Here is a 23,124-nt window from a genome sequence, read left to right as displayed (position 1 = left end):
CCATGTATTATGAGTCTTTCGGGCTCAAAAAAAGTTTATACATCATTTTCTATTTTACCTATGAAGAAATATTTATTCATATGGTGCTTTGTGCTATGTGCCCTCCAGGGAATGGCACAAACCGTTACCATAGTTGATAAAAACACCAAAGAACCGCTGGAGTTGGCTACACTGAGTAGCGCATCGCCAAGAGCCTTTGCGGTTACAAATATTAAAGGGCAAGCCGACATTAGTGCTTTTGAAAGTGGTGAGATTATCGAAATCCGAATGTTGGGTTATGAAAAAGCAATGGTGAGTTATGCTATTCTTTCTCAAACAAACTATATGGTTGAACTAGTTGCTTCCAAGCTGTCTATGGACGATGTGGTGGTTTCAGCCAACCGTTGGCACCAAGACCGTCAAGACGTTCCTAATAAAATCACGACAATAACCCCATCAGACATTCAACTTCAAAACTCTCAAACTGCTGCCGATTTATTGGGCAGTACTGGAGATGTTTTCATTCAGAAAAGTCAGTTGGGTGGTGGTAGCCCTATGATTAGAGGTTTTTCTACCAATAGACTTTTAATTACGGTTGATGGCGTAAGAATGAACACTGCGATTTTCAGAAGCGGAAACTTACAAAACGTAATTTCTCTCGATGCTTTTGCAACAGAAAGCGCTGAGATTCTATTTGGCCCAGGTTCTGTAATGTATGGCAGCGATGCCATTGGTGGGGTAATGAGTTTCAGAACTTTAAATCCACAGTTTTCTCATTCAAGCGAAACTTTGGTAAAAGGGTCGGCCGTGGCAAGGTACTCTTCTTCCAATAGCGAGAAAACCACTCACTTCGACATTAATGTGGGCTGGAATAAGTGGGCTTCTGTAACCAGTTTTTCTAACTCCAACTTCGGAGATTTGAGAATGGGAACAAATGGACCGGACGACTATTTAAGACCATTTTATGTAGAACGTCAAAATGGTGCAGATGTAATGGTGACCAATGACGACCCGTTAGTTCAAAGGCCTACTGGCTATGAACAAACCAATTTGATGCAGAAAATTAGATTCGCCCCTAACGCAAACTGGGATTTGGTTTATGGTTTGCACTACTCTACCACTTCAAATTATTCTCGCTACGACAGATTAATTAGAACCCGAGGCGGTTTACCAAGAAGTGCTGAATGGGAATACGGGCCGCAAGTTTGGTTAATGAATAACCTTACTGCTACCCACCAAGGGAAAAGCCGATTGTACGATCAAATGACTGTTCGCTTAGCACATCAATTCTTTGAAGAAAGTAGAATTGACAGAGACTTTAATGGAACAAATAGAGCATCGCGCGTGGAAAAAGTAAATGCATATTCTCTCAACCTAGATTTTGATAAATCTCTAAGAACTGGCACTGAGTTATTTTATGGTTTCGAGGCAGTGTATGATGATGTAAATTCTACGGGTACTGATGAGGACATAACCACTGGCGATGTTGTAGATGGCCCAGCACGTTACCCACAATCTTCTTGGGCATCTTATGCGTTGTATGCTTCATTGCAACACCGCATTTCCCCAAAACTATTGTTACAAGCTGGAACACGCTACAACTACTTTAAACTAGACGCTACCTTCGATACTCGCTTCTTCCCTTTCCCTTTTGAAACTGCCGAAATATCAAATGGTGCAGTTACAGGAAGTTTAGGTTTGGTGTACAACCCAGAAACGGACATGACAATATCTACCAACCTATCCACTGGTTTTAGGTCGCCAAATATCGATGATGCCGGAAAGGTGTTCGATTCAGAGCCAGGTTCTGTAGTAGTTCCTAACCCAGAGTTAGGGCCAGAATATGCTTACAATGCCGAACTCGGAATTGCCAAAGTCTTTAACTCATCCATAAGAATAGATGTAACAGGTTTCTATACCAGATTAGAAAACGCTTTGGTAAGAAGAGATTTTACACTAAACGGACAAGATGAAATAATGTATGATGGTGAATTAAGCCAAGTTCAGGCGGTTCAGAACGCTGCATACACAGAAGTTTATGGTCTTCAAGCAGGCATTGAGTTCAAATTCGACTCTGGTTTTGGCTTCTCTACCCGTTACAACTTTCAGCATGGAGAAGAAGAACTGGATGATAATTCTGTAAGCCCATCTAGACATGCTGCTCCTTCTTTTGGTGTAACCAAGGTTACTTATAGCCAGCAAAACCTAAAAATGGATTTCTATGCGATGTATAGTGGCCAAGTCAATTTTAATGACCTCCCAGAAGAAGAGAAGGGAAAAGACTATATGTATGCGGCCGATAGCAATGGTAATCCTTATTCACCAAGCTGGTATACGCTTAATTTCAAAGCACTTTATAAACTATCCAACGGCATGACCATTAGCGGTGGGGTAGAAAACATTACTGATCAGCGTTATCGCCCGTACAGTTCGGGAATTACTGCTGCCGGAAGAAACATCATCCTTTCTTTGAAGGTTGATTTATAGTGGTTGTTTTGTTCATGGCGCGTTCTGTGTATGCAGGGCGCGCCTATTTTTTTGTCGTTATTCCCTACTTTTGATGGCAAATGCAGATTGAACAAATCATTGACAATATTTACCCTATCTCTCCTATTTCTAGGGCTAAACTTCTCACCCTATTTAAAGAGGTTAAATTACCCAAGCAGTCCGTTGTTTTAAGAGCCAATCGGGTTGAATCCAAATTATTATTCATTAAAAAAGGAATTGTAAGGGCCTTTGTACAGCAAACCGAAGAAGAAGTTACCTTTTGGTTTGGAAAAGAAGGAGATGTAGTGCTTTCTATGAAAAGCTATGTAGAAGGATTACCTGCATACGAGAGTGTAGAGTTGCTAGAAGACTCAGAACTACTAGAAGTACACTCTGAGAGTTTACAAAAACTGTTTACTCAAGATGTTGAGATTGCAAACTGGGGAAGAAAATTAGCGGAACAGGAGTTAATAAAAACTGAAGAAAGATTAATTTCTATTCAGTTTAAAACAGCATCAGAAAGATATATTGAACTTCTGAATGACAACCCAGATCTGCTTCAAAGGGTACAGTTAAAACACATCGCATCCTACTTGGGCATCACACAAGTGAGCCTAAGCAGAATTAGATCAGCCATCCGATAACTCCTTTCTTTTTTATCATTTGTATAGCCGTTAACGCTTCAGTTTACTGAAATTTGCCTCCATAAAATTTCAGAATTATGAATTGGATTCTATTGATTATCGCAGGACTGTTTGAAGTTGTCTTCGCTTCATGTTTAGGAAAAGCCAAAGAGGCAACAGGAAATGAAGTGTATTGGTGGTATACTGGCTTTTTTGTGGCTTTAGCCATAAGCATGAGTTTGTTAATTAAAGCTACTCAAACACTTCCTATTGGTACTGCTTATGCGGTTTGGACGGGAATAGGCGCAGTAGGCACCGTTTTGGTAGGCATCTTATTCTTTAAAGACCCTGCTAGTTTTTGGCGCGTCTTTTTCTTGATCACCCTTATTGGCTCAATAGTAGGTTTAAAAGCTGTTTCGCAAGCGGCATAGCAAAAAGAAAGAGTGACCAAAAATCTTAGTCACTCTTTAAATATCTTAAGAGCCATAAAAAGACATCAGCTACAACTCAATATCTTTAATTTTACGCTTGGCTTTCCAGTAGCCCCAAAGTAGCTTGGGGCTTATTGCTTTTTTCCTCGTTGAGCTTCAAGCATGTCCCACATTTCTTGTGGTATTTTCTCTAAATGGCTGAATTCGCCAGCGCCTTGTAGCCACTCACCGCCATCAATGGTGACCACTTCGCCATTTACATAAGCCGAGTAATCGGACATTAAATAAGCCGCTAGGTTGGCCAATTCTTGATGTTCTCCTACCCTGCCAACTGGAACAAGCTTGGCTGGATCAAATTTCTTTACCAAATCACCTGGCAACAAACGACTCCATGCACCTTCTGTAGGGAATGGCCCTGGTGCAATGGCATTCATTCTAATTTTATACTTAGCCCACTCCACCGCCAATGAGCGTGTCATGGCCAAAACACCTGCTTTCGCGCAGGCGGATGGCACAACATAGCCAGAGCCTGTCCAAGCATAAGTAGTTACTATGTTCAGTACGGTTCCTGCTTGCTTATTGGCTATCCATTTTTTACCCAAAGCCAAGGTGAAATTGGTAGTACCTTTTAATACAATATCTATTACGGTGTCGAAAGCGCGGTTAGATAGGCGCTCGGTAGGACTAATAAAATTTCCAGCAGCATTGTTCAAAAGCGCGTGAATTTGACCAAAACGCTCTTCGGTTACTTTCAATACATTTTCTACTTGTTCATAATCACGAACATCACATTGAACCGCTAAAACTTTTCCACCTGTTTGGGCTTCCATTTCTTTGGCTGTTTGTTCCAGTACGTCAATCTTACGACTGGTGATTACCAAATTGGCTCCCAACTCTAAGAAATAAGTACCCATTGCACGGCCAAGGCCAGTGCCTCCACCTGTTACAATTATGGTTTGATCTTTTAGCGCTCCTTCTTTGAGCATTCCGTCTGTTCTCATAGTCTCTTTTGCTTCGCTTACCAAGATAGAAATTATTAGGCATGCAGCACAATTTTTTAAGACCGTCTATCGCTAACCTCCGTGACTTTCTGATTCAGATTATTCATATTTGTGCAATAAATTCTGCCTTATGAAACAGCTCCTTTCTTATTTCTCTCTCGCTATTGCTCTTTCCTTATCTTCATGTGTAGCCAAAAAAGATTTTGACGCATTGATGTCAGAGAAAAATGGCCTAGTAACAGAGAAATCACAATTAGAAAATGAGCTTTCTGTAGCCAAAGAAAAAATCAACCGATTAGAAGTTCAACTCAATGATTTAACCACTGAAAAAAATGCCCTCCAAAGTGATTTCGATGTGATTGATAAGGAATTAAAAACCTTGAGAGCGGAACACGGAAGAATTAAAGGGTTATATGAAAACCTATTGACCAATAGTGGTCAGTTGAACCAAGATTTGGCGCGTCAGCAAAAACGATTACTGGCCATGGAAGAAGATTTAGGGGTTCAGAAAAAAAGAAATGAAGAGCTAGCAGAAGACCTAACTAAACGTGAAGCCCGAGTAGCCGAACTGGAAAAGCTAATTTCTGACAAAGAAGCAGCTGTACAAGCCCTTAAAAATAAGGTAACCAATGCGCTACTCAACTTTAATGAAGACGATTTAAAAGTAGAAGTAAGAAACGGTAAGGTGTATGTTTCTTTGGCCGAGCAATTATTATTCGGAACTGGAAGCATAACCGTTGACCAAAAGGGTGTAAGTGCTTTACAGCAATTGGCCAATGCAATTAAAACCAATCCAGACATTAATATTATGGTGGAAGGCCATACAGACAATGTTCCTTTTTCTAGAAAAACACAATACATGAGCGACAACTGGGATTTGAGCGTGCTTCGGGCTACTTCTATTGTGAGGATCTTAGTAGAAGGCGGTGTAACGCCCATGTCAATTATAGCTTCCGGCAGAGGTGAAAGCACACCTGTAGCTGCAAACGACAGCCCAGAAAACAAGGCCAAAAACCGAAGAACAGAAATTATTCTAACTCCAAAACTGGACGAACTCTTTCAAATTTTAGAGAACTACTAAACCATTTTCATCAGCATTTGATCTACTGTTATGTCTACACAAAATGAGTTTTCGAAATACACTTTAGAAGAGCTAGAGAAAAAGAAAAAGCACTTTAAAAGGCTTCAAATCATGATGTTAGTCTTAACTGCTATCTCCGCGATTATACTAGTCGTTACTGCATTGGTAAAACATAACCCGCAAGCCTATCAGTTGATCCCTTTTCTAATTATTGCAGGTATAGTATTCCCATTCTTGGTATTTAAACCCATCCGTAAGAAGATACAGACGGAGATTGAGAGTAGGTAGGGTTAATTTCAGTGTTTACCTATACCAAAGGCGTTTCACCAATCAATCACAATACTTATCATTCTTTTCATCATGTTTTACTAAATGGATTTGGTAGATTGAGCCTATCTTAAAAGATAGAGTAATGAACCAAGGCATATACGAAGAATTAGTCACTCAGCTCATTTCAACCAAATTAAACGAGCTCGATAAAGACAATTTTATATATAAACTTTCGAATCTAGATAAGGCTGAGGCTGCTACATTCCTATCAAAACATATTGCTGCTACAGTACACAAGGCACTTAATCTAATCAATGGTGAATATGCCATAGAGCAACAAATAAACATTGCTAACAAAATCATTCTGTTCCTTAAAGAGGAGTTGAAAAATGAAGACTTCAATGATAACCTGATTGACACTGAAGGGAAAATATTAAAAGCTGTCTTTTCAAGAATTGATGCCCATTTTTCAGATTTAGAATTACACCTGAAAGAGATAACTCCTTACACCCGATTAACCCATAGCGAATTATTCACCGGAGGAAATACAGGTTTATCTTTAGAAAGCGAATTGAAGAAAGAAATTCTCTCTGCCAATAGAGTAGACCTTTTGGTTTCTTTTATAAAGTGGAAAGGTGTTATCATTCTCAAAAGGGAATTTGATGAATTTATAAAAAGAGGTGGTCAGTTACGTGTCATTACTACCACATACATGGGAGCCTCAGATCTAAAAGCAATTCAGCTACTCGCAAGCTTAGATAATACAGAGGTTAAAATCTCGTATAATACTGGAAATGAACGACTGCATGCTAAAGCGTATCTATTTTTCAGAAACACTGGGTTTCATACTGGGTATATAGGTTCCTCAAACTTCTCAAGAACGGCATTAACTGATGGTTTAGAATGGAATCTAAAAGTAACGTCTAAAGAAGTAGGTCACATCATAGACAAGTTTCAAAAAACTTTCGAGTCCTATTGGCAGAATCCTGAATTTGAAACTTTTGATGACTCCAAACACAGAGTGAAATTAAATGAGGCTCTAAATCACGGGAAGTCAATAGGTCAACCCAATATTTCATTTTTTGACTTAAAGCCCTACCCTTTTCAAAAAGAAATTCTCGAAAAATTAGAAGTAGAGCGATCTGTTCATGATAGATCTAAAAATTTATTGGTTGCGGCAACAGGAACCGGAAAAACCGTTATTTCTGCTTTCGACTTTAAACGATTTATCGAAAATAGACCAAAGGCCAGGCTTCTATATGTAGCACATCGAAAAGAAATTCTGACTCAGGCGCTAGGTACTTTTAGAGGGGTTTTAAAGAATAATAATTTTGGCGAATTATGGGTTGATGGTCTTGAGCCTACTAACAACGAGCATGTTTTTGCCTCAGTTCAAACTCTCAATAATCAGATTAGCACTCTAACATTAAGCTCATCATATTATGATTTCATTATTATTGACGAGGTTCATCACATTTCAGCATCCAGTTACCGCCCAATCGTAAATCATTTCGAACCCGAAATTTTACTTGGTCTTACCGCTACCCCTGAAAGGATGGATGGTTCAAACATTCTTTCAGATTTCTCCGGCCGTATAGCTGCAGAAATAAGGTTACCCGAAGCATTGAACAGGAAACTTCTTTGCCCTTTTCAGTATTTTGGAATTACAGACAGTGTCGATCTAGGTAGCGTTAAATGGGAAAAAGGGAAATATGTAATTAGCGAACTCAGTGATCTATATACAGCCAACGATAGACGAGTAAGAGAAATAATACACAATTTAGAGAAGTATACTAAAGATATAAGTGACGTACGAGCAATTGGATTCTGTATATCTATAGACCATGCTAAATTCATGGCAGAAAAGTTTACACTGGCAGGGTTCAAGGCCGCTCATATTTCAAGTAAGCACAACAAGGGCAGAGAACAAATCAAACAAAAACTTCAACGGAAGGAGATTAACTATTTGTTCGTTGTTGATATTTTCAATGAGGGTGTAGACATTCCTGAAATCGACACAGTTCTATTTTTAAGACCAACAGAAAGCCTTACCATTTTTCTACAACAATTAGGGCGCGGCTTGAGGTTAGCAGATAACAAAGACTGCTTAACTGTTCTTGATTTTGTTGCCAACGCTAGACCGGAATATAATTTTGAAGGTAAATTTAGAGCACTTATAGGTAAAACAAATTCATCTGTAAAAAAGGAAGTCGAAGATAACTTTCCGCATCTTCCTTTAGGTTGTTCCATAATTCTAGAGAAAAAGGCAAAGGAGTATATTCTTGATAATATCAGAAATGCTACCTCGCTAAATAGAAATCAAATCATACAACGAATTGCCAATTTTGAACATCAGAGCGATCTAGATCTAACGCTTAAAAATTTCATAGAAATCACACATATACCAATTGAGGCTATTTATAAAAAGGACTGTTGGAGCAGGCTCTGCCAATTGGCAGGTAAACTACCAGATTTTTCATCTGGAATAGAAAAAAACATACTGACTGCAATTAGAAACAAATGGCTCTCCACCAACTCTAATTCCTACTTTAGATTTCTTCTCCAAATTGCAAAATCCGAATTCAAAATTTCAATCTTGGATTTCAATGAAGTCGAGCAGAAAATGCTTTTAATGCTACACTATGACGTATGGCAGAAGGCAGCTGGATTCGCAGACCTAGAAACTAGTATCAATTCGATTGGTGAAAGTCCTATTTTAGTAAATGAAATAATTGAGGTACTCGAATTATTATTAGATAAAATAGATTTTAGCGAAACAGCAATTAATCTGCCTTTCAAGCAACCTTTAAAAATTCATGCTAGGTATACTCGAGATCAAATTTTAACTGCCTTTGAGTTAAATACTTTCTATAAGCAGTCATCCAACCGTGAAGGTGTAGCAGAAAACAAAGAACTTAATACCGAAATACTGTTTGTTGACCTCATAAAATCAGAAGAAGATTTTTCACCAACAACCATGTATGATGACTACGCAATCAGTGACTCCTTATTTCATTGGCAATCACAAAATCAAACTCGGGCTGACTCAGGAAAAGGCGTGACCTACATTAAGCATAAGAGTTTAGATAAAACCATTCTATTGTTTGTTCGTGAAAAAGCTAAAAATGAACATAAAACAACAATGGGTTATATCTTTATAGGTAAAGTAAACTATGTAAATCATTATGGTTCAAAACCTATGAGTATAAGATGGGAGCTCGAAGAGCCCATCCCTAATTACTTATGGAAGGATGTTGTCAAACTCGCTATTGGCTAATTGATACTCATGGCGAAACCCATTCCATTAACTGAGCGCAAAGAATAGCACCATAAGTACCAAGTGCATAACCCAGCACGGCAAGCAATACTCCTACTGGCGCTAAAGCTGGGCTAAATGCCGAAGCCACCACTGGAGCCGAAGCGGCTCCGCCTACATTGGCTTGGCTACCTACCGCCACAAAGAAGAATGGCGCTTTAATAATCTTCGCTACTACAATCATAATGATCACATGAACGAGCATCCAGCTGATGCCAATGGCAAACAGTCCTGGGTTATCAAACACTTCGCGAATGTTCATTTGCATGCCAATAGTAGCCACCAGAATAAAGATAAATACAGAGCCTAAACGACTAGCGCCCGCACCTTCTAGTTTTCTAGCTTTAGTAAATGACAAACCAACCCCAATGGTAGTAGCAATAACGACCAACCAAAAGAAGTCTGAATTGAGTGATGTCAAATTGTACTTATTCAAAAAGTCAATATTTCTTTCCATCACGGGCTGAATAGAATCAGCGCCCCAACGGGCCAAGGCAGTAGCTCCAAAAGCTACAGCCAAAATGGTCATTACTTCGGTGAGGGTAGGTACTTTGGCAATACTCGCTTGATAATCCTCTACCCTTTTCTTTAAGTCATCAATGGCCGTTGTATCCGATTTCAACCAACGGTCTACCCTTTTGGCCTGATTGGCTCCATAAAGTAAAAAACCTGTCCATATATTAGCACAGATTACATCGATCACAATCATTTGAGAAAAGAGCTCATCGCTTACTTCATAAATCTCTTTCATGGATGCTTGGTTGGCTCCTCCACCAATCCAGCTACCCGCTACAGTGGTTAAACCTCTCCATACTTCTTCTGTTCCCCCAACATCCAAAACGCTTGGTGCTATGGCCGACATGGCCAGAATGGCAATTGGCCCTCCTATAACAATACCAATGGTAGCTGCAAAAAACATAATTAAGGCTTTTGGCCCTAGATTAATAATACCTTTTAAATCGATGCTTAAGCAAAGCAAAACCAAACTGGCAGGTAATAAATAGCGCGAAGCAACAAAGTATAGATTGGATGTTTCTCCAGAAATTAAGCCCAAGGGCCAATTAAGCAAGGCGGGCAAAAAGTAACAAAGCAGAATACTTGGTATAATGGTGTAAAACTTCTTCCAAAAAGGTTTTGCCGAATGTGAGGTATGAAATACTGCTGCGATTACAACTAACAGTAAACCGAGCACTACGGCATCATTGGTAAAAAATGGTTCCATGTTTATTTGGTTTTCGAACCCTAAAAAAAGGGATTTTAATCGTAATTATAACCTTCTCCCCCATCTTCTTCTAACTAATCACTCAAAGACAGCACAAATCAAGCGGTGAACTACCAGTAAGGGAATTTCTGAAAGATTTTATGACCAATGGGGGGCACGGATTAATTTAAACACATATATTCGGGTTTTAAACTATTCAAATATGGCTACAAGAGGAGGTTTTTCAAGTCGGTTGGGTTTCATCATGGCGGCTGCCGGATCGGCAGTAGGATTAGGTAACATTTGGGGTTTCCCCTATGAAGTAGGACAAGGAGGAGGTGCAGCTTTTGTGGTGATGTACCTTATTTTTTGCTTTGTGCTGTGTTATCCGGTAATGGTTACGGAAATCGCTATAGGTAGAAAAACCGAAAAAAACCCTGTTGGAGCTTTCAACGCTTTGGGGTATAAAAAATGGAACTTTGTAGGGAAAATGGGAATCTTCAGTGGCTTCCTGATCCTTTCTTTCTATAACGTAATTGCAGGCTGGGCTTTTGGTTATGTGTACGAAATGGCGATAGGTAACTTTGATATTGCCACACATTTCAGTGAGTTTACACAAGATGTATTTAAGGTGGGCGCTTACGGAATGGTATTTATGGCAACTACGGCTTACGTGGTATCCAAAGGTATTTCAGGCGGAATCGAAAAGGCGGCTAAGTTTTTAATGCCTTCGCTTTTGATCATGATTCTCCTTATTGTGGGTTACGCTTTAACCTTACCCAACGCTATGGACGGTTTGAGATTCTACCTAGTTCCTGATTTTTCTGAAATCAATACTCAAGTAGTAATCAACGCTTTAGGACAAGCTTTCTTCTCTCTTTCTCTAGGAATGGGTGCCCTAATTACCTACGGTTCTTATGTGAATAAAAAAGAAAACATTGTTTCTGCTGCAGCTTTTATTACGCTTGCCGATGTGGGTATTGCTGTTTTGGCGGGTATGATGATCTTCCCTTTAATTGGCTTTATGAGTGGTGGCGCAATGGACAATGTAGGCAGTGGGCCTGGGTTAATTTTCGAAACCTTGCCAGAAATTTTCGGAACCATTGGAGGAACTCTTGGAGCAGTGGCCGGAACATTATTCTTCGTGTTACTCTGTTTCGCAGCCCTTACATCAACAGTATCTCTACTTGAAGTGCCTGTCGCTTATGTAGTGGACGAAAAAAATGTTAGAAGAAGTAGAGCAGTTTGGTTGGTAGCAGGTGCTATCTTCTTAATCGGTATTCCTTCTTTATTAGGAAACGGATATTCTGAATTCTTCTCGAAATTCATTACTTACCCTGGTTCTGAAACCGCTACCGATTTCTTGAGTTTTATTGCAAACGTAGCCAATGATACGCTTTTACCTTTGGGTGGCTGTTTAATTGTTTTCTTTGCAGCACATATTTGGAAGAAGCACAATTTGGATGAAGAGCTTTCTCACGGTGCACCTAATTACAAAGGCTCTTTCCTTCAGAAGTACTTGAACTTTGCAGTAGGCTATTTAGCGCCTGCCGTACTAGGATTTATTTTCGTAATGACTGTGTTGAAGACCTACTTTGGTATAAGCATTTTTTAATTACTGATCAGAATTTATGATATTGAACCTCTTCCCGAAACGGAAGAGGTTTTTTTATTTATGAAGTTGAAACATCTCCTATTTTTCGTAATCTTTTTTGGCCATTGCATTACAGCCCAAGCCCAATTTCAGTTTATCGAAGGGCGATCTTATCTAAGTCATAAAACAAGCACTCCTCTTAAAATTGATGGCTTAGGGAATGAAGCCGCTTGGCAGGCAGCGCCATGGACGGATACTTTTATAGATATTGAGGGAAACAAGAAACCCAAGCCTTACTTCGATACCCGAATGAAAATGCTCTGGGATAACGACTACTTCTATTTTTATGCTGAAATGGAAGAACCGCATGTTTGGGCAACACTCACCGAACGCGATGCCGTGATCTTTTACGACAATGATTTCGAAATTTTCATCGACCCAGATGGCGACACTCACGGTTATTACGAGTATGAAGTAAATGCACTCAATACCGTATGGGATTTGCTGCTCACCCGCCCCTATCGCAATGGTGGCCACGCCATTGACCATTGGGATATCCATGATTTAAAATCGGCTGTGCATGTAAACGGAACCTTAAACGACCCTAGCGATAAAGATAAAGGTTGGTCAGTTGAAGTGGCCATTCCTTGGGATGCCCTCAGCGAAGCTACTAGTATGAAAACTCCTCCCAACAATGGCGACCAATGGCGTTTGAATTTCTCACGCGTGCAATGGAAAACCGAAGTGGTAGATGGAAAGTATGTAAAGCAGAAAGATCCTAAAACAGGCAAAAACCTTCCAGAACACAATTGGGTATGGTCGCCACAAAGGGCCATTGCCATGCACGAACCTGAGTTTTGGGGCATTGTTCAGTTTTCAGAATCAGATGTACTCAATGCTGGCTTTAGCGCTATAAAAATCAACAAAGCCAATGAAGAACTTAGGCAAATACTTTACTATTTTCATCGGGCTCAAATTGATTTCAGAAGAGAACATAAAACATTTGATCAATCACTCAAAAGTTTCAACTTACCAAACCAAGTAGATGGATCAAAGGCTGTAACCTACAGCTTGAACACTACGGAACAGACCTATTTATTAAAAGCACAAACTGCAGGTACTACTTGGTTCATTAATGAAACAGGTAGAATCTGGAAAGAAATAAAACCATGAAAAAACGCGACTTTATAAAAAACATTGGCCTTGGTTCAGCAGCCTTTATGCTGGCACCTGCCCTACTTACTTCTTGCGGAACCACAACTTCTACAGACGAGGATTTTAAATACTGGGTGTGGGTAGATGGCAACAATGAAAAAACCATAGCCGACTGGAAAACAGAATTAACTGGGCTTCGCGAAGTAGGAATTACTGGCTTAATCATTGGCGGTGGACGACAAATGCTAGAGAAGCTAATTCCTATTGCACAAGAGCTTGGGCAAGAAGTACATGCTTGGCTTTGGACCATGAACCGCCCGGGCGACACCGAAGCACAGGCGCATCCAGAATGGTATGCCGTGAGTCGAAACGGAGAGTCAAGCCTTGAAGTCAATCCTTATGTAGGCTATTACCAATGGCTTTGCCCTTCTAAACCAGAAGTGCAGGAATATGTAAAGAATTTCATGGTGTCGCATTGCGATATTGAAGGGCTTTCGGCCATTCATTTAGACTATGTGCGCTATTGCGATGTCATTCTTCCCAAAGGGCTTTGGGCTAAATACGACTTAGTACAAGACCACGAAATGCCAGAGTATGACTTCTGCTATTGTGAAACTTGCCAAGGTAATTTCGAAGCAGAAAATGGATACAGACCCGACAGCTTAGAAGATCCGAGCCAAGATGAAAAGTGGAGAAAATACAGATGGGACAGCATCACTAAACTGGTGAATCAAGTTTCGGCTGCGGTACATGCAAAAGGCAAGAAAATGTCGGCAGCAGTATTCCCTTACCCTGAATTGGCCAGAAAACTTGTGCGTCAATCATGGAACGAATGGGATTTGGACATTGTGTTCCCAATGATTTACCACAACTTCTATGAAGAAGATATTCCTTGGATTGAATATGCTACACAACGAGGCGTAAACGACCTGAATGGTAAATTCCCACTACATACAGGTGTGTATTTGCCAGAAATGAAACCAGAAGAAATTTCTCAAGCCATAGCTGCTGCCAAAGCAGGTGGAGCCAAGGGCATGTCTTTCTTTTCTAATGGGGCTTTAAAAGACGAAAGGCTTAAGGCATTTGCGGCTGTGAAAAAATCTTGACGCAAAACACTATTTTCAAAATACAGAAGGAGCAAATCAATATGGTTTGCTTCTTCTCTTTTATAACCCCCATAAACCTCTAAATACTTTGTTCGCATTGACTGCCAGCATCAAACCCTAGGTTAAGTTTCTTTTACCATTCTTTTATCCAGCGCTACATCTTAAAAAATTTTCATTAATTGTAATCCTAATTTAACCCATACCTATTTTTCCGATGAACTACCATAACCGAAAATTCAGATCTGTAAGTAATACAGCCAATGGTGAAACATCAGTTGACACTATATTTGAATACAAGCAAGAAGGGAACATTCTTACCGCCCTATATCAAGGCGGACAAATTGTAAAAGGTCATTTAATGGGCTCGGTAGACGACCAAGGGTACATCGACATGAGATATCACCAAGTAAACCGAAAAGGTGAATTAATGACTGGTAAGTGCCACTCCAGACCCGAAGTCTTGTCAAACGGAAAAATCAGACTTCATGAAATATGGGAATGGACCTCAGGAGATTTCTCAAAAGGAAATTCTATATTGGAAGAGCTTTAGGCAGCATAAACTCAAAATACAACATGCGTCATACTTTCCTTCTGATTGGCCTTATATGGCTAGTGTCATCTTGCGCCTCAGTAATTAATGGTCGTTACTCACAAATAAATATCAAGTCTGATGAAGCCGTTAATTACATTTATAATGGTGATACTGTAATCAACAAATTAAATGAGCCCATTGCCTTTGTTGCCAAAAACAGCAGAGAGCCTTTGGCTGTATCTGTTTTCACCGAAGAAAAGTCTAAACAAGTTTATATTCTACCCAGAAAAGCAAGTGTATACTGGCTAAACGCTCTTAGCCCCTATTTTTCTGGTTTTTTGGTAGATGAGATTACAGGTAAAAAATGGGAGTACCCTAGAAAGGTGTTCATCAATATGGATTTACCTGGTAATTCGTACACACCATACTTCCCTATGGACAGCACGTTGTTGTATCGAAAAAATAAAATTGGTTTCAATCCGTTTTCGTTAGCAATGGGGTATCACCCAGGTATTGAAGTGGCTTATGAAAGGCTGCACGGAGATAAGTGGGCTACACAATTTTCCTACAGTCATTTCTTAAGTAGAGACAACGACTTTGCGCGGAACAGCAAAGGGTATAAAATAATACTAGAGGAAAAGTACTTTTTCAGGAATAAAGAAAAAATGCGCTGGTATGTAGGTTTGGCCGCAGAATACTTTTATAAAAAACACGATGCCGATATCAGATACTACACCATTCCCAAGCCCGGTGAGCGATTTTATTTTAAAGAAAGAACCAGAATTCGTAAAGAGTTTACTTCCATTACGCCCCATATCGGGTTCCAACATTATTTAACTCGAGCGTTTGTAATTGAAACCTATTTTGGTGTAGGGTTAAGGTACAGAAAAACAACCCACCCTTTAATAGCTGAAAATTATATCCAACAACCTGGTTTTTGGGAATGGTTTGACTTAAGTTATGATTCAAACAAAATGGAATCAACCTTATCAACAAACCTCGACTTCAACCTAAGACTCAATTGGGTATTTTAGAAATTCACTGTTAAACCCCTAAGCCATGAAAACCGAAATACTTCAAGTTGTATCTGTGCTGCCTTCTGTAAATATTGAAAGAGATGTAAAATGGCATGCTGAAAAAACTGGATTTCACTGGATTTCTGGAGATCACATGTATGCAGTACTCAAACGTGAAAATATTTATCTCCATTTACAGTGGCATGCCGACACGGAAGATGATCCGTTGAATGGAGGGTCGGTAATTAAAGTTTTCGTAAAAAACCTTCAGCCCATATTTGATGAATTTGTAAGCAGAGGAACAGTAACCAAAGAAAAACTTCGACTTAACACGGCTTGGGGCACAAATGAATTCGGCTTTTACGACTTAAATAACAACGCGATATTCATTGTGGAAGACAATTAATCTCTAAGAATAGAATAGGCAATACTAAATACCAACTGACTCTGACGAGGCACCAACTCCCTCTCGATCAATCGCGCTAAACTTTCTTCGGTTTTACTCAAGCCAAATTCATACTTAAAATCGAGCAGCAAGTTATTTATATCTACACCAAGACCCAGTCGCCATAAAATAGTCACCTGATTATATTCTTGAGTTACGTTAATCTTCTCGTTCAAAAAATACTCGTTCCCAGAAAGCATCAAACTAAAACCAGGGCCAGTATCTAGCCTCAAATTGCCAATATTTACGCCAATGGAAACTGGAATTTCAAGTGTGGTAAACTCAAAATCAGCACTAGGATTGAACCCATTTACACCATTATAATTCAAGAAGTCAAGCCGGTTTTGAGCAGTAGCTATTAGTAGCTCGGGCTGAAAGTAAACATTGTTTACTCTGATTTTAGTAAACAGGCCAAACTGATAGCCAATCTCATTCCCTTCTTCTGGAATACGTACGTATTCGCTATCAATTCTAATTTTTGGACTCACAATTTTAAAAACCGGCCCCACCTTGTAACTTACATCATAAATATCTTGACCAGAGCAAAGCGAAAACGAACCTATCAGAAGAGCAATAACTACCCAACCTCTAAAAATGATTTTCTTCAATTTTCTCAATTGCATATCTCTCAATATTCAATAATTTTAGCTTTCAAATTTAGATAAAATACATAGAAATGGAATCAACTGAAGCGTTTCAAAACGCATTAAAAACTGTCGATACTTTAACCCAACGTCCGTCCAACGAGCAACTCCTTAAACTATATGCCCTATACAAACAATCAACCCATGGCGACAACGACACCGACAGGCCAGGAGGTTTTGATTTTAAGGCAGCAGCCAAGTATAATGCTTGGGAAAACATAAAAGGCCAAAGTAAGGAAGAAGCAATGAAAGCCTATATCGACCTTGTAAACGAATTAAAATCCGCTGAAAATTAATTTTGCAATAGCAGTAACCAGAAGTCGTTTTAGCCTAAGCGACAGCAATTAATAACATATTTCTTCGCATATTGCGAACGGTTAAATCAAAATTCAAAAAAACAACAATGGGATTATTTAGTTTCGGAAAGAAAAAGAAGAAACCTGCTAGATCATGTGATTTAGAAGGCTCACTATTAGAGTTCGGTGAAGGCTATCTTCTAACATCCGCACAGATTATTAAATCAAAACGCTTTTGGGATAACAAAATGATAGAGCCTGAAACATTGGCTTATTCAAAAGCTCATTTTCAAAGAAATGATGAAATGGGTACCAAAATGCGCACAATGATTTTTCAAAAGTACAGCAGTCAAGAAAAACCTTGGTTATTGGGAGACGGTCAGGTCAATCAATTTGAAATCGATAAGGAACAAGCCAAAGAATATGCCCGTCAATGGTGGGAATCGAGCTTTAGTTTTGCACCTCCTTCGGCAGGCGCTGCAGATAAAAACATGGATGCAGAAGAATATGAAAAATGGCGTGATTACGCCATTAATAAAGCCGGAGAAGAGCAATTGAGCAAAATGAAGTAATCGCCTAAGGCATACAAATAATTAATCATCCGTTAGTTCAGATTCTTTTAGATCATGAACTGACGGATTTTATTTTTTCAAGAAACTTCTATTTATACCTACTCACGTTTGGAGATGGTGATAGTCATAAAACTAATTTCCCACCACAAACTTGAACTTTTGGCGCTGACCAGCTTTATCAAGAATAATTAAATGATAAACCCCAGTTGACAAATCAGCTATTGAGAAAGTGCTTACTTGATCAACCCTTGTCACTGGTTTTCTAGAAGTCATATTTCCATAACTACTAATAACCCACGCCTCTTCAATAAGAGTGGCACTCATTACATTAAACACATTACTAGCTGGGTTTGGGAAAACTTTCATTTCGGTTTCATTGGTTTTGAACCATACCGATATAATTTCAAAAAATTCAAACTCACCATTGTAATCAGTTTGCTTTAATCGATAATACCACCTCCCCGAATAAGGCGGTGTATCGCTAATTGAATAAAAAGAAAGCCCGTTAGTAGTCCCCTTTCCAGATATCATTCTTATTTCATTCCACTCTCTCCCGTTAGAAGATCGAAATATTGTGAAATGACTATTGTTTTCTTCAGAAGCCGTTTCCCATACTACTTCTACATGATTTCCATTTTGACGACAGGTAAAACTCAAAAGCGTTACGGGTAGAGCGTTTACGTTATCTGGAGCACAACTAGGGTAGTTACTATAAATTGCACCAGCACCTCCCCCATCATTCCAAGTCACATAGTCTCCATCAGAATCTGTTGCCCAATTATCTGAATAGGAAAAATCTGTTTGAGTGCCATTTATAGTGGAACGAAAAAGTCGATCTGATCCTGGAGAGTTAGCAAATCTGCCAGTCGATGGCCAACTGGTATCATCAGAAAACAAAACGTAAATGTTCCCCAAGTTCTGGCCACAAAAAGCACTGAAATCAATAGTATCTAATACATCATCATTCAAGACCAGAATATGGCTTCCAGCTGCTATTGAGGTAGACCCTGGAATAACATTGATAAACGAAAAATCGCAACCAACCAATTGAGTATTAAGGTTAGAAACATAGGTAGAGTTTCCTCCAGCCACAAAAGAGTCGGTGACAGTAACTAAACTAGCAATGTCGGTTGAGGAATATTGAACATTAATGTTAGTTGAATTGGCTGTAAAAGAGCTGCCGCCACTGTAGATTATCAGGTATTCGCTAGCTCCTTCAGAAGGGCCACAGCCATTTATTAAGGCTGTAACGAGTTGAGCACTTTGTTCGGCATAAGCGCATAGCGACATATGGAGCAAACACACGGCTGCCAACAGACGTTTGGACATGGTACAATTTAGCTTTGGTTGAGGTATCTCAATAATTGAGATACTCAAAGTACAGCTATCACGATCATAAAAAACATACCCTCTTTAGGGTATATTGACACAGTTAGACAATCTTGATTTACTTAAAAAATCAGTCTCCTTTTTTAAAAGTAATCAAGTTTGTGTTTGAATAAAGTAAATCATCTAGCCGTTAAAATGGAATCGATAACCCTCGCGTCTAATTTTAAAAAATCACCTTACTCAATCTCCATGTTTTAATTCCCAAAGCCGAATCTTTTACTAATTTTGCAAACCTAAATCTACACTCCTTAAAACCTCGTTCTAATGATTCAGTTTTTCGATGCAGGAAACGACAAAATTTACGCTCTAGGCCTTACTCAACCCCTTCAAGATCAAGACATACCAAAGCTTTCATGGCTTTTTGGTAATGCCACTTTGATTAAAAGCGAAAAGCTAGAAGGCACTTTTGTTGGCCCCAGAAAAGAAATGATTACGCCTTGGAGTACCAATGCTGTAGAAATTACCCAAAATATGGGCGTTGCAGGAATCGAGCGTATCGAAGAATTTGACAAAGTAGATTTAAGCAATACCGCTTTCGACCCCATGTTGCAAGCGGCCTATAAAGGTTTAGATCAGCAGGTTTATAGCATTGATGTAAAGCCAGAGCCTGTGCTTTATATCGAAGACATTGCGGCTTATAACCAAAAAGAAGGTTTGGCGCTGAACCAAGAAGAGATTGATTACCTCAACGGAGTTAGCGAGCAATTGGGTAGAAAACTTACTGATGGAGAAGTATTCGGGTTTTCACAAGTAAACTCAGAGCATTGCCGACACAAAATCTTTAATGGCGTATTCATTATCGATGGCCAAGAAATGCCTACTTCTCTCTTCAAGCTTATTCGTAAAACTTCAGAAGCACACCCGGGTAGATTGGTGTCTGCTTATAAAGATAACGTAGCATTTGTGGAAGGCCCTCGTGTAGAGCAATTCGCACAGAAAACCCAAGACAAAGCCGACTGGTTCGAAACCAAAGATTTTGATTCGGTAATTTCATTAAAAGCCGAAACGCACAACTTCCCTACTACCGTAGAGCCCTTCAACGGAGCGGCAACTGGCGCAGGGGGAGAAATTAGAGATAGAATGGCGGGCGGAAAAGGTTCTATGCCTTTGGCGGGAACTGCCGTATACATGACCTCCTATTCTCGTTTAGAAAACGACAGAAACTGGGAAGCCAACATGCCCGAAAGAAAATGGCTTTATCAAACTCCAATGGACATTCTAATCAAAGCTTCGAACGGAGCTTCTGATTTCGGAAACAAATTCGGTCAACCGCTAATTGCAGGTTCGGTACTTACCTTTGAACACCAAGAAGCTGACAAAAAATACGGTTTCGATAAGGTGATTATGCTGGCCGGTGGCGTGGGTTACGGAAAGAAAAAAGATGCCTTGAAAGAGTCTCCTGCGGCAGGCGATAAAATCGTGGTGATGGGTGGCGACAACTACCGCATTGGTATGGGCGGAAGTGCCGTATCATCGGTAGATACAGGTGAATTTTCTAGCGGTATTGAGTTAAACGCCATTCAGCGTTCGAACCCAGAAATGCAAAAGCGTGTGTACAATGCGGTGCGTGCCATGGCCGAAATGGATGACAACCCAATCGTTTCTATTCACGACCACGGAGCAGGCGGCCATTTGAACTGCCTTTCGGAACTGGTAGAAGAAACAGGCGGCACCATTGACGTGAAGAAACTGCCCGTAGGCGATCCTACCCTTTCCGACAAAGAGATTATCGGCAACGAATCTCAAGAGCGAATGGGCTTGGTAATGAAGCAAAAAGACATTGAATTGATGGAGCGTGTGGCCAAAAGAGAAAGGGCTCCTTTCTATGTGGTGGGTGAAACCACTGGCGACCAGCACTTCAAATTCGAGAATAAAGTATCGGGTGAAAACCCAATCGATTGGAACCTCTCGCACATGTTTGGTTCTTCTCCAAAAACCATTTTGGAAGACAAAACCGTAGCCAACAAGTTTACGGACTTGGCTTACGACAACGCTAAAATTGAAGACTATTTAAAAGCAGTGCTTCAGTTAGAGGCTGTAGCTTGTAAAGATTGGCTCACCAACAAAGTAGACCGTTGTGTTACGGGGCGTGTGGCCAAGCAACAAACGGCAGGGCCAATTCAGTTGCCTTTGAACAATGTGGGCGTAATGGCGCTCGATTACCGAGGCATTAAAGGAATTGCCACTTCTATCGGTCATGCACCAGTGTCGGCTTTGGTTGATCCCGTGGCAGGTTCTCAGCTTTCGATTGCCGAGGCTTTGACCAACATTATTTGGGCACCGATTGAAGGCGGCATCAAAAACGTATCGTTGAGCGCCAACTGGATGTGGCCAGCGAAAAACGAAGGCGAAAACGCTCGTTTATACAAAGCGGTAGAAGGCGTAAGTCAGTTTGCCATCGAATTAGGCATCAATATTCCTACGGGGAAAGATTCCATGTCGATGACACAGAAATATAAGAACGATGTGGTGTACTCTCCGGGCACTGTGATTATTTCTGCCGTAGGCGAAGTAACCGACCTGAAGAAAGTAGTGGAGCCTGTGCTTCAACCGATTGTTAATTCTTCTTTATTGTACATCGACCTTTCTGAAGATGATTTTAAATTGGGCGGAAGTTCATTTGCGCAAATCATTGGCAAAGTGGGCACTTCGGCACCAATGGTGAAGGACAGCGCCAAATTCGCCAAAACCTTCGATTTGATTCAAGCCCTAATTGAAGAAGAGCACATTTTGGCCGGACACGATATTTCTGCGGGAGGTATGGTAACCGCCTTATTGGAAATGTGTTTTGCTCAAGAAGAATTTGGTTTGGAAGTAGACATTTCTGGCATCAAGGCTGGAGACGATGCGCAATTGCTTTTCTCTGAAAAACCAGGTTTGATTATTCAAATTGGAAACGAAAACAACGTTTCGGTAAAAGACAGACTGAAAGCATTGGGCGTTACTTACCATGAAATTGCCGTACCAAAATCGGAAGACAAACTATCGATTAAAACAGCCAACGCTGATTACAACTTCGATATATTGGAAATGAGAGACCTGTGGTACAAAACCTCTTTCTTATTAGACCAAAAACAAAGCGGTGCCGAACTGGCCAAAACCCGTTTTGAAAACTATAAAAAACAACCTTTAGAATTTACTTTCCCACAAGGCTTCGAAGGTCAATATGCTGCTTTGGGCTTAAATCCCGACCGCAAAGAGAAAACGGGAATTAAGGGAGCGATTATCCGTGAAAAAGGCGTGAATGGCGACAGAGAAATGGCTTATGCTATGCATTTGGCTGGTTTCGATGTGAAAGACATTCACATGACCGACCTTATTTCTGGTGCCGAAGACCTGAGCGATGTTAACTTTATTGCCTTTGTAGGTGGCTTCTCCAATTCCGATGTATTGGGTTCTGCCAAAGGCTGGGCTGGTGCTTTCTTGTACAACGAAAAAGCAAAAGCTGCCCTCGACAATTTCTATGCCCGTGAAGACACCATTTCACTGGGAATTTGTAACGGTTGTCAGTTGATGGGCGAACTTGGTTTGCTTTACCCAGAACACGAAACGCATCCTAAATTAAAGCACAACATTGCAGGCAAATTTGAGTCGGGTTTTGTGAATGTAACCATTCCAGAAAATGACTCGGTGATGCTAGGCTCGCTTTCGGGTGCAAGGCTCGGTATTTGGGTGGCGCACGGTGAAGGCCGTTTTGCTTTACCAGAGAAAGAATCGGCTTACAATGTAATTGCAAAATACTCTTATGAGGCCTACCCTGCTTCGCCAAACGGTTCTGACTACCATGTAGCAGGTTTGGCCAGTAAAGACGGCAGACACTTGGCCATTATGCCACATTTCGAGCGTTCTATCTTCCCTTGGAACTGGGCGCACTATCCAATAGAGCAGCGTAAAGACATCCTCAGCCCCTGGATCAAAGCCTTTATGAATGCTAAGGAATGGGTGGCGAACCGAGCGTAGCTCGGTAATATGTATTGAGTATTGAG

General features: G+C 40.2%; 19 protein-coding genes. 15 read left to right on the top strand and 4 right to left on the bottom strand.

The window, feature by feature from the left end:
• The first annotated feature begins 60 nt into the window (after positions 1–60).
• The 3 genes from AAC026_RS11210 (at position 61) to AAC026_RS11200 (ending at position 3,520) form a co-directional block, all read left to right on the top strand.
• On the top strand, positions 61–2,466 hold the full coding sequence (locus AAC026_RS11210) for a TonB-dependent receptor (protein ID WP_339697952.1): 2,406 nt from the start codon (positions 61–63) through the stop codon (positions 2,464–2,466).
• Between the two features lie 80 nt (positions 2,467–2,546).
• Positions 2,547–3,110: a cyclic nucleotide-binding domain-containing protein gene (locus tag AAC026_RS11205; RefSeq protein WP_339697949.1), complete on the top strand. Its 564-nt coding sequence runs from the start codon at positions 2,547–2,549 to the stop codon at positions 3,108–3,110.
• A gap of 77 nt (positions 3,111–3,187) precedes the next feature.
• The gene (locus tag AAC026_RS11200; RefSeq protein WP_339697946.1) at positions 3,188–3,520 is read left to right on the top strand and encodes a multidrug efflux SMR transporter; all 333 of its coding nucleotides are present in this window, start codon (positions 3,188–3,190) and stop codon (positions 3,518–3,520) included.
• Between the two features lie 131 nt (positions 3,521–3,651).
• Here AAC026_RS11200 and AAC026_RS11195 read toward each other — a convergent pair whose 3' ends face one another.
• A complete protein-coding gene (locus AAC026_RS11195) occupies positions 3,652–4,521 on the bottom strand; it encodes an SDR family oxidoreductase (protein ID WP_339697943.1) in 870 nt (289 codons plus the stop codon).
• Positions 4,522–4,651: 130 nt separating this feature from the next.
• On the opposite strand from AAC026_RS11195, the gene AAC026_RS11190 reads away from it, so the two are divergent.
• From AAC026_RS11190 to AAC026_RS11180, 3 genes are all read left to right on the top strand, one after another.
• Positions 4,652–5,602: an OmpA family protein gene (locus AAC026_RS11190; RefSeq protein WP_339697940.1), complete on the top strand. Its 951-nt coding sequence runs from the start codon at positions 4,652–4,654 to the stop codon at positions 5,600–5,602.
• Positions 5,603–5,632: 30 nt separating this feature from the next.
• A complete protein-coding gene (locus AAC026_RS11185; protein WP_339697937.1) occupies positions 5,633–5,890 on the top strand; it encodes a hypothetical protein in 258 nt (85 codons plus the stop codon).
• Positions 5,891–6,014: 124 nt separating this feature from the next.
• Positions 6,015–9,149: a DUF3427 domain-containing protein gene (locus tag AAC026_RS11180; RefSeq protein WP_339697934.1), complete on the top strand. Its 3,135-nt coding sequence runs from the start codon at positions 6,015–6,017 to the stop codon at positions 9,147–9,149.
• A 7-nt stretch (positions 9,150–9,156) separates the two neighbouring features.
• Here AAC026_RS11180 and AAC026_RS11175 read toward each other — a convergent pair whose 3' ends face one another.
• Positions 9,157–10,410: a DUF819 family protein gene (locus tag AAC026_RS11175; RefSeq protein ID WP_339697931.1), complete on the bottom strand. Its 1,254-nt coding sequence runs from the start codon at positions 10,408–10,410 to the stop codon at positions 9,157–9,159.
• 202 nt (positions 10,411–10,612) lie between these two features.
• Between AAC026_RS11175 and AAC026_RS11170 the strand changes: the two genes are divergently transcribed.
• From AAC026_RS11170 to AAC026_RS11145, 6 genes are all read left to right on the top strand, one after another.
• The gene (locus tag AAC026_RS11170) at positions 10,613–12,004 is read left to right on the top strand and encodes a sodium-dependent transporter (RefSeq protein WP_339697929.1); all 1,392 of its coding nucleotides are present in this window, start codon (positions 10,613–10,615) and stop codon (positions 12,002–12,004) included.
• 60 nt (positions 12,005–12,064) lie between these two features.
• Complete coding sequence (locus AAC026_RS11165; RefSeq protein ID WP_339697927.1) at positions 12,065–13,156, top strand: carbohydrate-binding family 9-like protein; 1,092 nt, start codon at positions 12,065–12,067, stop codon at positions 13,154–13,156.
• Positions 13,153–14,244: a putative glycoside hydrolase gene (locus AAC026_RS11160; RefSeq protein ID WP_339697925.1), complete on the top strand. Its 1,092-nt coding sequence runs from the start codon at positions 13,153–13,155 to the stop codon at positions 14,242–14,244. The genes AAC026_RS11165 and AAC026_RS11160 overlap by 4 nt, the downstream gene beginning before the upstream one ends.
• Before the next feature lie 214 nt (positions 14,245–14,458).
• Positions 14,459–14,794, top strand: a complete 336-nt coding sequence (locus tag AAC026_RS11155; protein WP_339697923.1) for a n-acetylglutamate synthase — start codon at positions 14,459–14,461, stop codon at positions 14,792–14,794.
• 23 nt (positions 14,795–14,817) lie between these two features.
• Positions 14,818–15,810, top strand: a complete 993-nt coding sequence (locus AAC026_RS11150) for a hypothetical protein (protein WP_339697920.1) — start codon at positions 14,818–14,820, stop codon at positions 15,808–15,810.
• Positions 15,811–15,835: 25 nt separating this feature from the next.
• Complete coding sequence (locus AAC026_RS11145; RefSeq protein WP_339697917.1) at positions 15,836–16,198, top strand: glyoxalase/bleomycin resistance/extradiol dioxygenase family protein; 363 nt, start codon at positions 15,836–15,838, stop codon at positions 16,196–16,198.
• On the opposite strand, the gene AAC026_RS11140 is transcribed toward AAC026_RS11145, so the two are convergent.
• Positions 16,195–16,860, bottom strand: coding sequence for an outer membrane beta-barrel protein (locus AAC026_RS11140; RefSeq protein WP_339697914.1), 666 nt, complete (start codon positions 16,858–16,860; stop codon positions 16,195–16,197). The two genes, AAC026_RS11145 and AAC026_RS11140, sit on opposite strands and share 4 nt — an antisense overlap.
• A 53-nt stretch (positions 16,861–16,913) precedes the next feature.
• Between AAC026_RS11140 and AAC026_RS11135 the strand changes: the two genes are divergently transcribed.
• Together AAC026_RS11135 and AAC026_RS11130 are read left to right on the top strand one after the other, a co-directional pair.
• Positions 16,914–17,177 carry an acyl-CoA-binding protein gene (locus tag AAC026_RS11135; RefSeq protein WP_339607311.1) on the top strand — a complete coding sequence of 88 codons (264 nt, stop codon included), beginning with the start codon at positions 16,914–16,916 and terminating at the stop codon, positions 17,175–17,177.
• Between the two features lie 107 nt (positions 17,178–17,284).
• A complete protein-coding gene (locus tag AAC026_RS11130) occupies positions 17,285–17,749 on the top strand; it encodes a hypothetical protein (protein ID WP_339607312.1) in 465 nt (154 codons plus the stop codon).
• A 132-nt stretch (positions 17,750–17,881) separates the two neighbouring features.
• On the opposite strand, the gene AAC026_RS11125 is transcribed toward AAC026_RS11130, so the two are convergent.
• Positions 17,882–19,078, bottom strand: coding sequence for a hypothetical protein (locus AAC026_RS11125; RefSeq protein ID WP_339697911.1), 1,197 nt, complete (start codon positions 19,076–19,078; stop codon positions 17,882–17,884).
• Positions 19,079–19,402: 324 nt separating this feature from the next.
• Between AAC026_RS11125 and purL the strand changes: the two genes are divergently transcribed.
• Entirely contained in the window at positions 19,403–23,098 is a 3,696-nt protein-coding gene (gene purL / locus AAC026_RS11120) for a phosphoribosylformylglycinamidine synthase (protein WP_339697908.1), read from the top strand.
• Positions 23,099–23,124 lie beyond the last annotated feature (26 nt).

It is taken from the genome of uncultured Roseivirga sp., from assembly GCF_963973945.1.
Classification (GTDB): domain Bacteria; phylum Bacteroidota; class Bacteroidia; order Cytophagales; family Cyclobacteriaceae; genus Roseivirga.
Note: the sequence above shows the minus strand (reverse complement) of the source record. Positions and strands in the feature narration are given on the sequence as shown.

Excerpts from the sequence above, each read along its gene's own strand:
- AAC026_RS11175 (WP_339697931.1), bottom strand. The coding sequence starts at position 10,410 with ATGGAACCATTTTTTACCAATGATGCCGTAGTGCTCGGTTTACTGTTA.
- AAC026_RS11200 (WP_339697946.1), top strand. The coding sequence starts at position 3,188 with ATGAATTGGATTCTATTGATTATCGCAGGACTGTTTGAAGTTGTCTTC.
- AAC026_RS11170 (WP_339697929.1), top strand. The coding sequence starts at position 10,613 with ATGGCTACAAGAGGAGGTTTTTCAAGTCGGTTGGGTTTCATCATGGCG.
- AAC026_RS11210 (WP_339697952.1), top strand. The coding sequence starts at position 61 with ATGAAGAAATATTTATTCATATGGTGCTTTGTGCTATGTGCCCTCCAG.
- AAC026_RS11150 (WP_339697920.1), top strand. The coding sequence starts at position 14,818 with ATGCGTCATACTTTCCTTCTGATTGGCCTTATATGGCTAGTGTCATCT.
- AAC026_RS11125 (WP_339697911.1), bottom strand. The coding sequence starts at position 19,078 with ATGTCCAAACGTCTGTTGGCAGCCGTGTGTTTGCTCCATATGTCGCTA.
- AAC026_RS11145 (WP_339697917.1), top strand. The coding sequence starts at position 15,836 with ATGAAAACCGAAATACTTCAAGTTGTATCTGTGCTGCCTTCTGTAAAT.
- AAC026_RS11180 (WP_339697934.1), top strand. The coding sequence starts at position 6,015 with ATGAACCAAGGCATATACGAAGAATTAGTCACTCAGCTCATTTCAACC.
- AAC026_RS11190 (WP_339697940.1), top strand. The coding sequence starts at position 4,652 with ATGAAACAGCTCCTTTCTTATTTCTCTCTCGCTATTGCTCTTTCCTTA.
- AAC026_RS11195 (WP_339697943.1), bottom strand. The coding sequence starts at position 4,521 with ATGAGAACAGACGGAATGCTCAAAGAAGGAGCGCTAAAAGATCAAACC.
- purL (WP_339697908.1), top strand. The coding sequence starts at position 19,403 with ATGATTCAGTTTTTCGATGCAGGAAACGACAAAATTTACGCTCTAGGC.
- AAC026_RS11185 (WP_339697937.1), top strand. The coding sequence starts at position 5,633 with ATGTCTACACAAAATGAGTTTTCGAAATACACTTTAGAAGAGCTAGAG.
- AAC026_RS11205 (WP_339697949.1), top strand. The coding sequence starts at position 2,547 with ATGCAGATTGAACAAATCATTGACAATATTTACCCTATCTCTCCTATT.
- AAC026_RS11155 (WP_339697923.1), top strand. The coding sequence starts at position 14,459 with ATGAACTACCATAACCGAAAATTCAGATCTGTAAGTAATACAGCCAAT.
- AAC026_RS11135 (WP_339607311.1), top strand. The coding sequence starts at position 16,914 with ATGGAATCAACTGAAGCGTTTCAAAACGCATTAAAAACTGTCGATACT.
- AAC026_RS11130 (WP_339607312.1), top strand. The coding sequence starts at position 17,285 with ATGGGATTATTTAGTTTCGGAAAGAAAAAGAAGAAACCTGCTAGATCA.
- AAC026_RS11165 (WP_339697927.1), top strand. The coding sequence starts at position 12,065 with ATGAAGTTGAAACATCTCCTATTTTTCGTAATCTTTTTTGGCCATTGC.
- AAC026_RS11140 (WP_339697914.1), bottom strand. The coding sequence starts at position 16,860 with ATGCAATTGAGAAAATTGAAGAAAATCATTTTTAGAGGTTGGGTAGTT.
- AAC026_RS11160 (WP_339697925.1), top strand. The coding sequence starts at position 13,153 with ATGAAAAAACGCGACTTTATAAAAAACATTGGCCTTGGTTCAGCAGCC.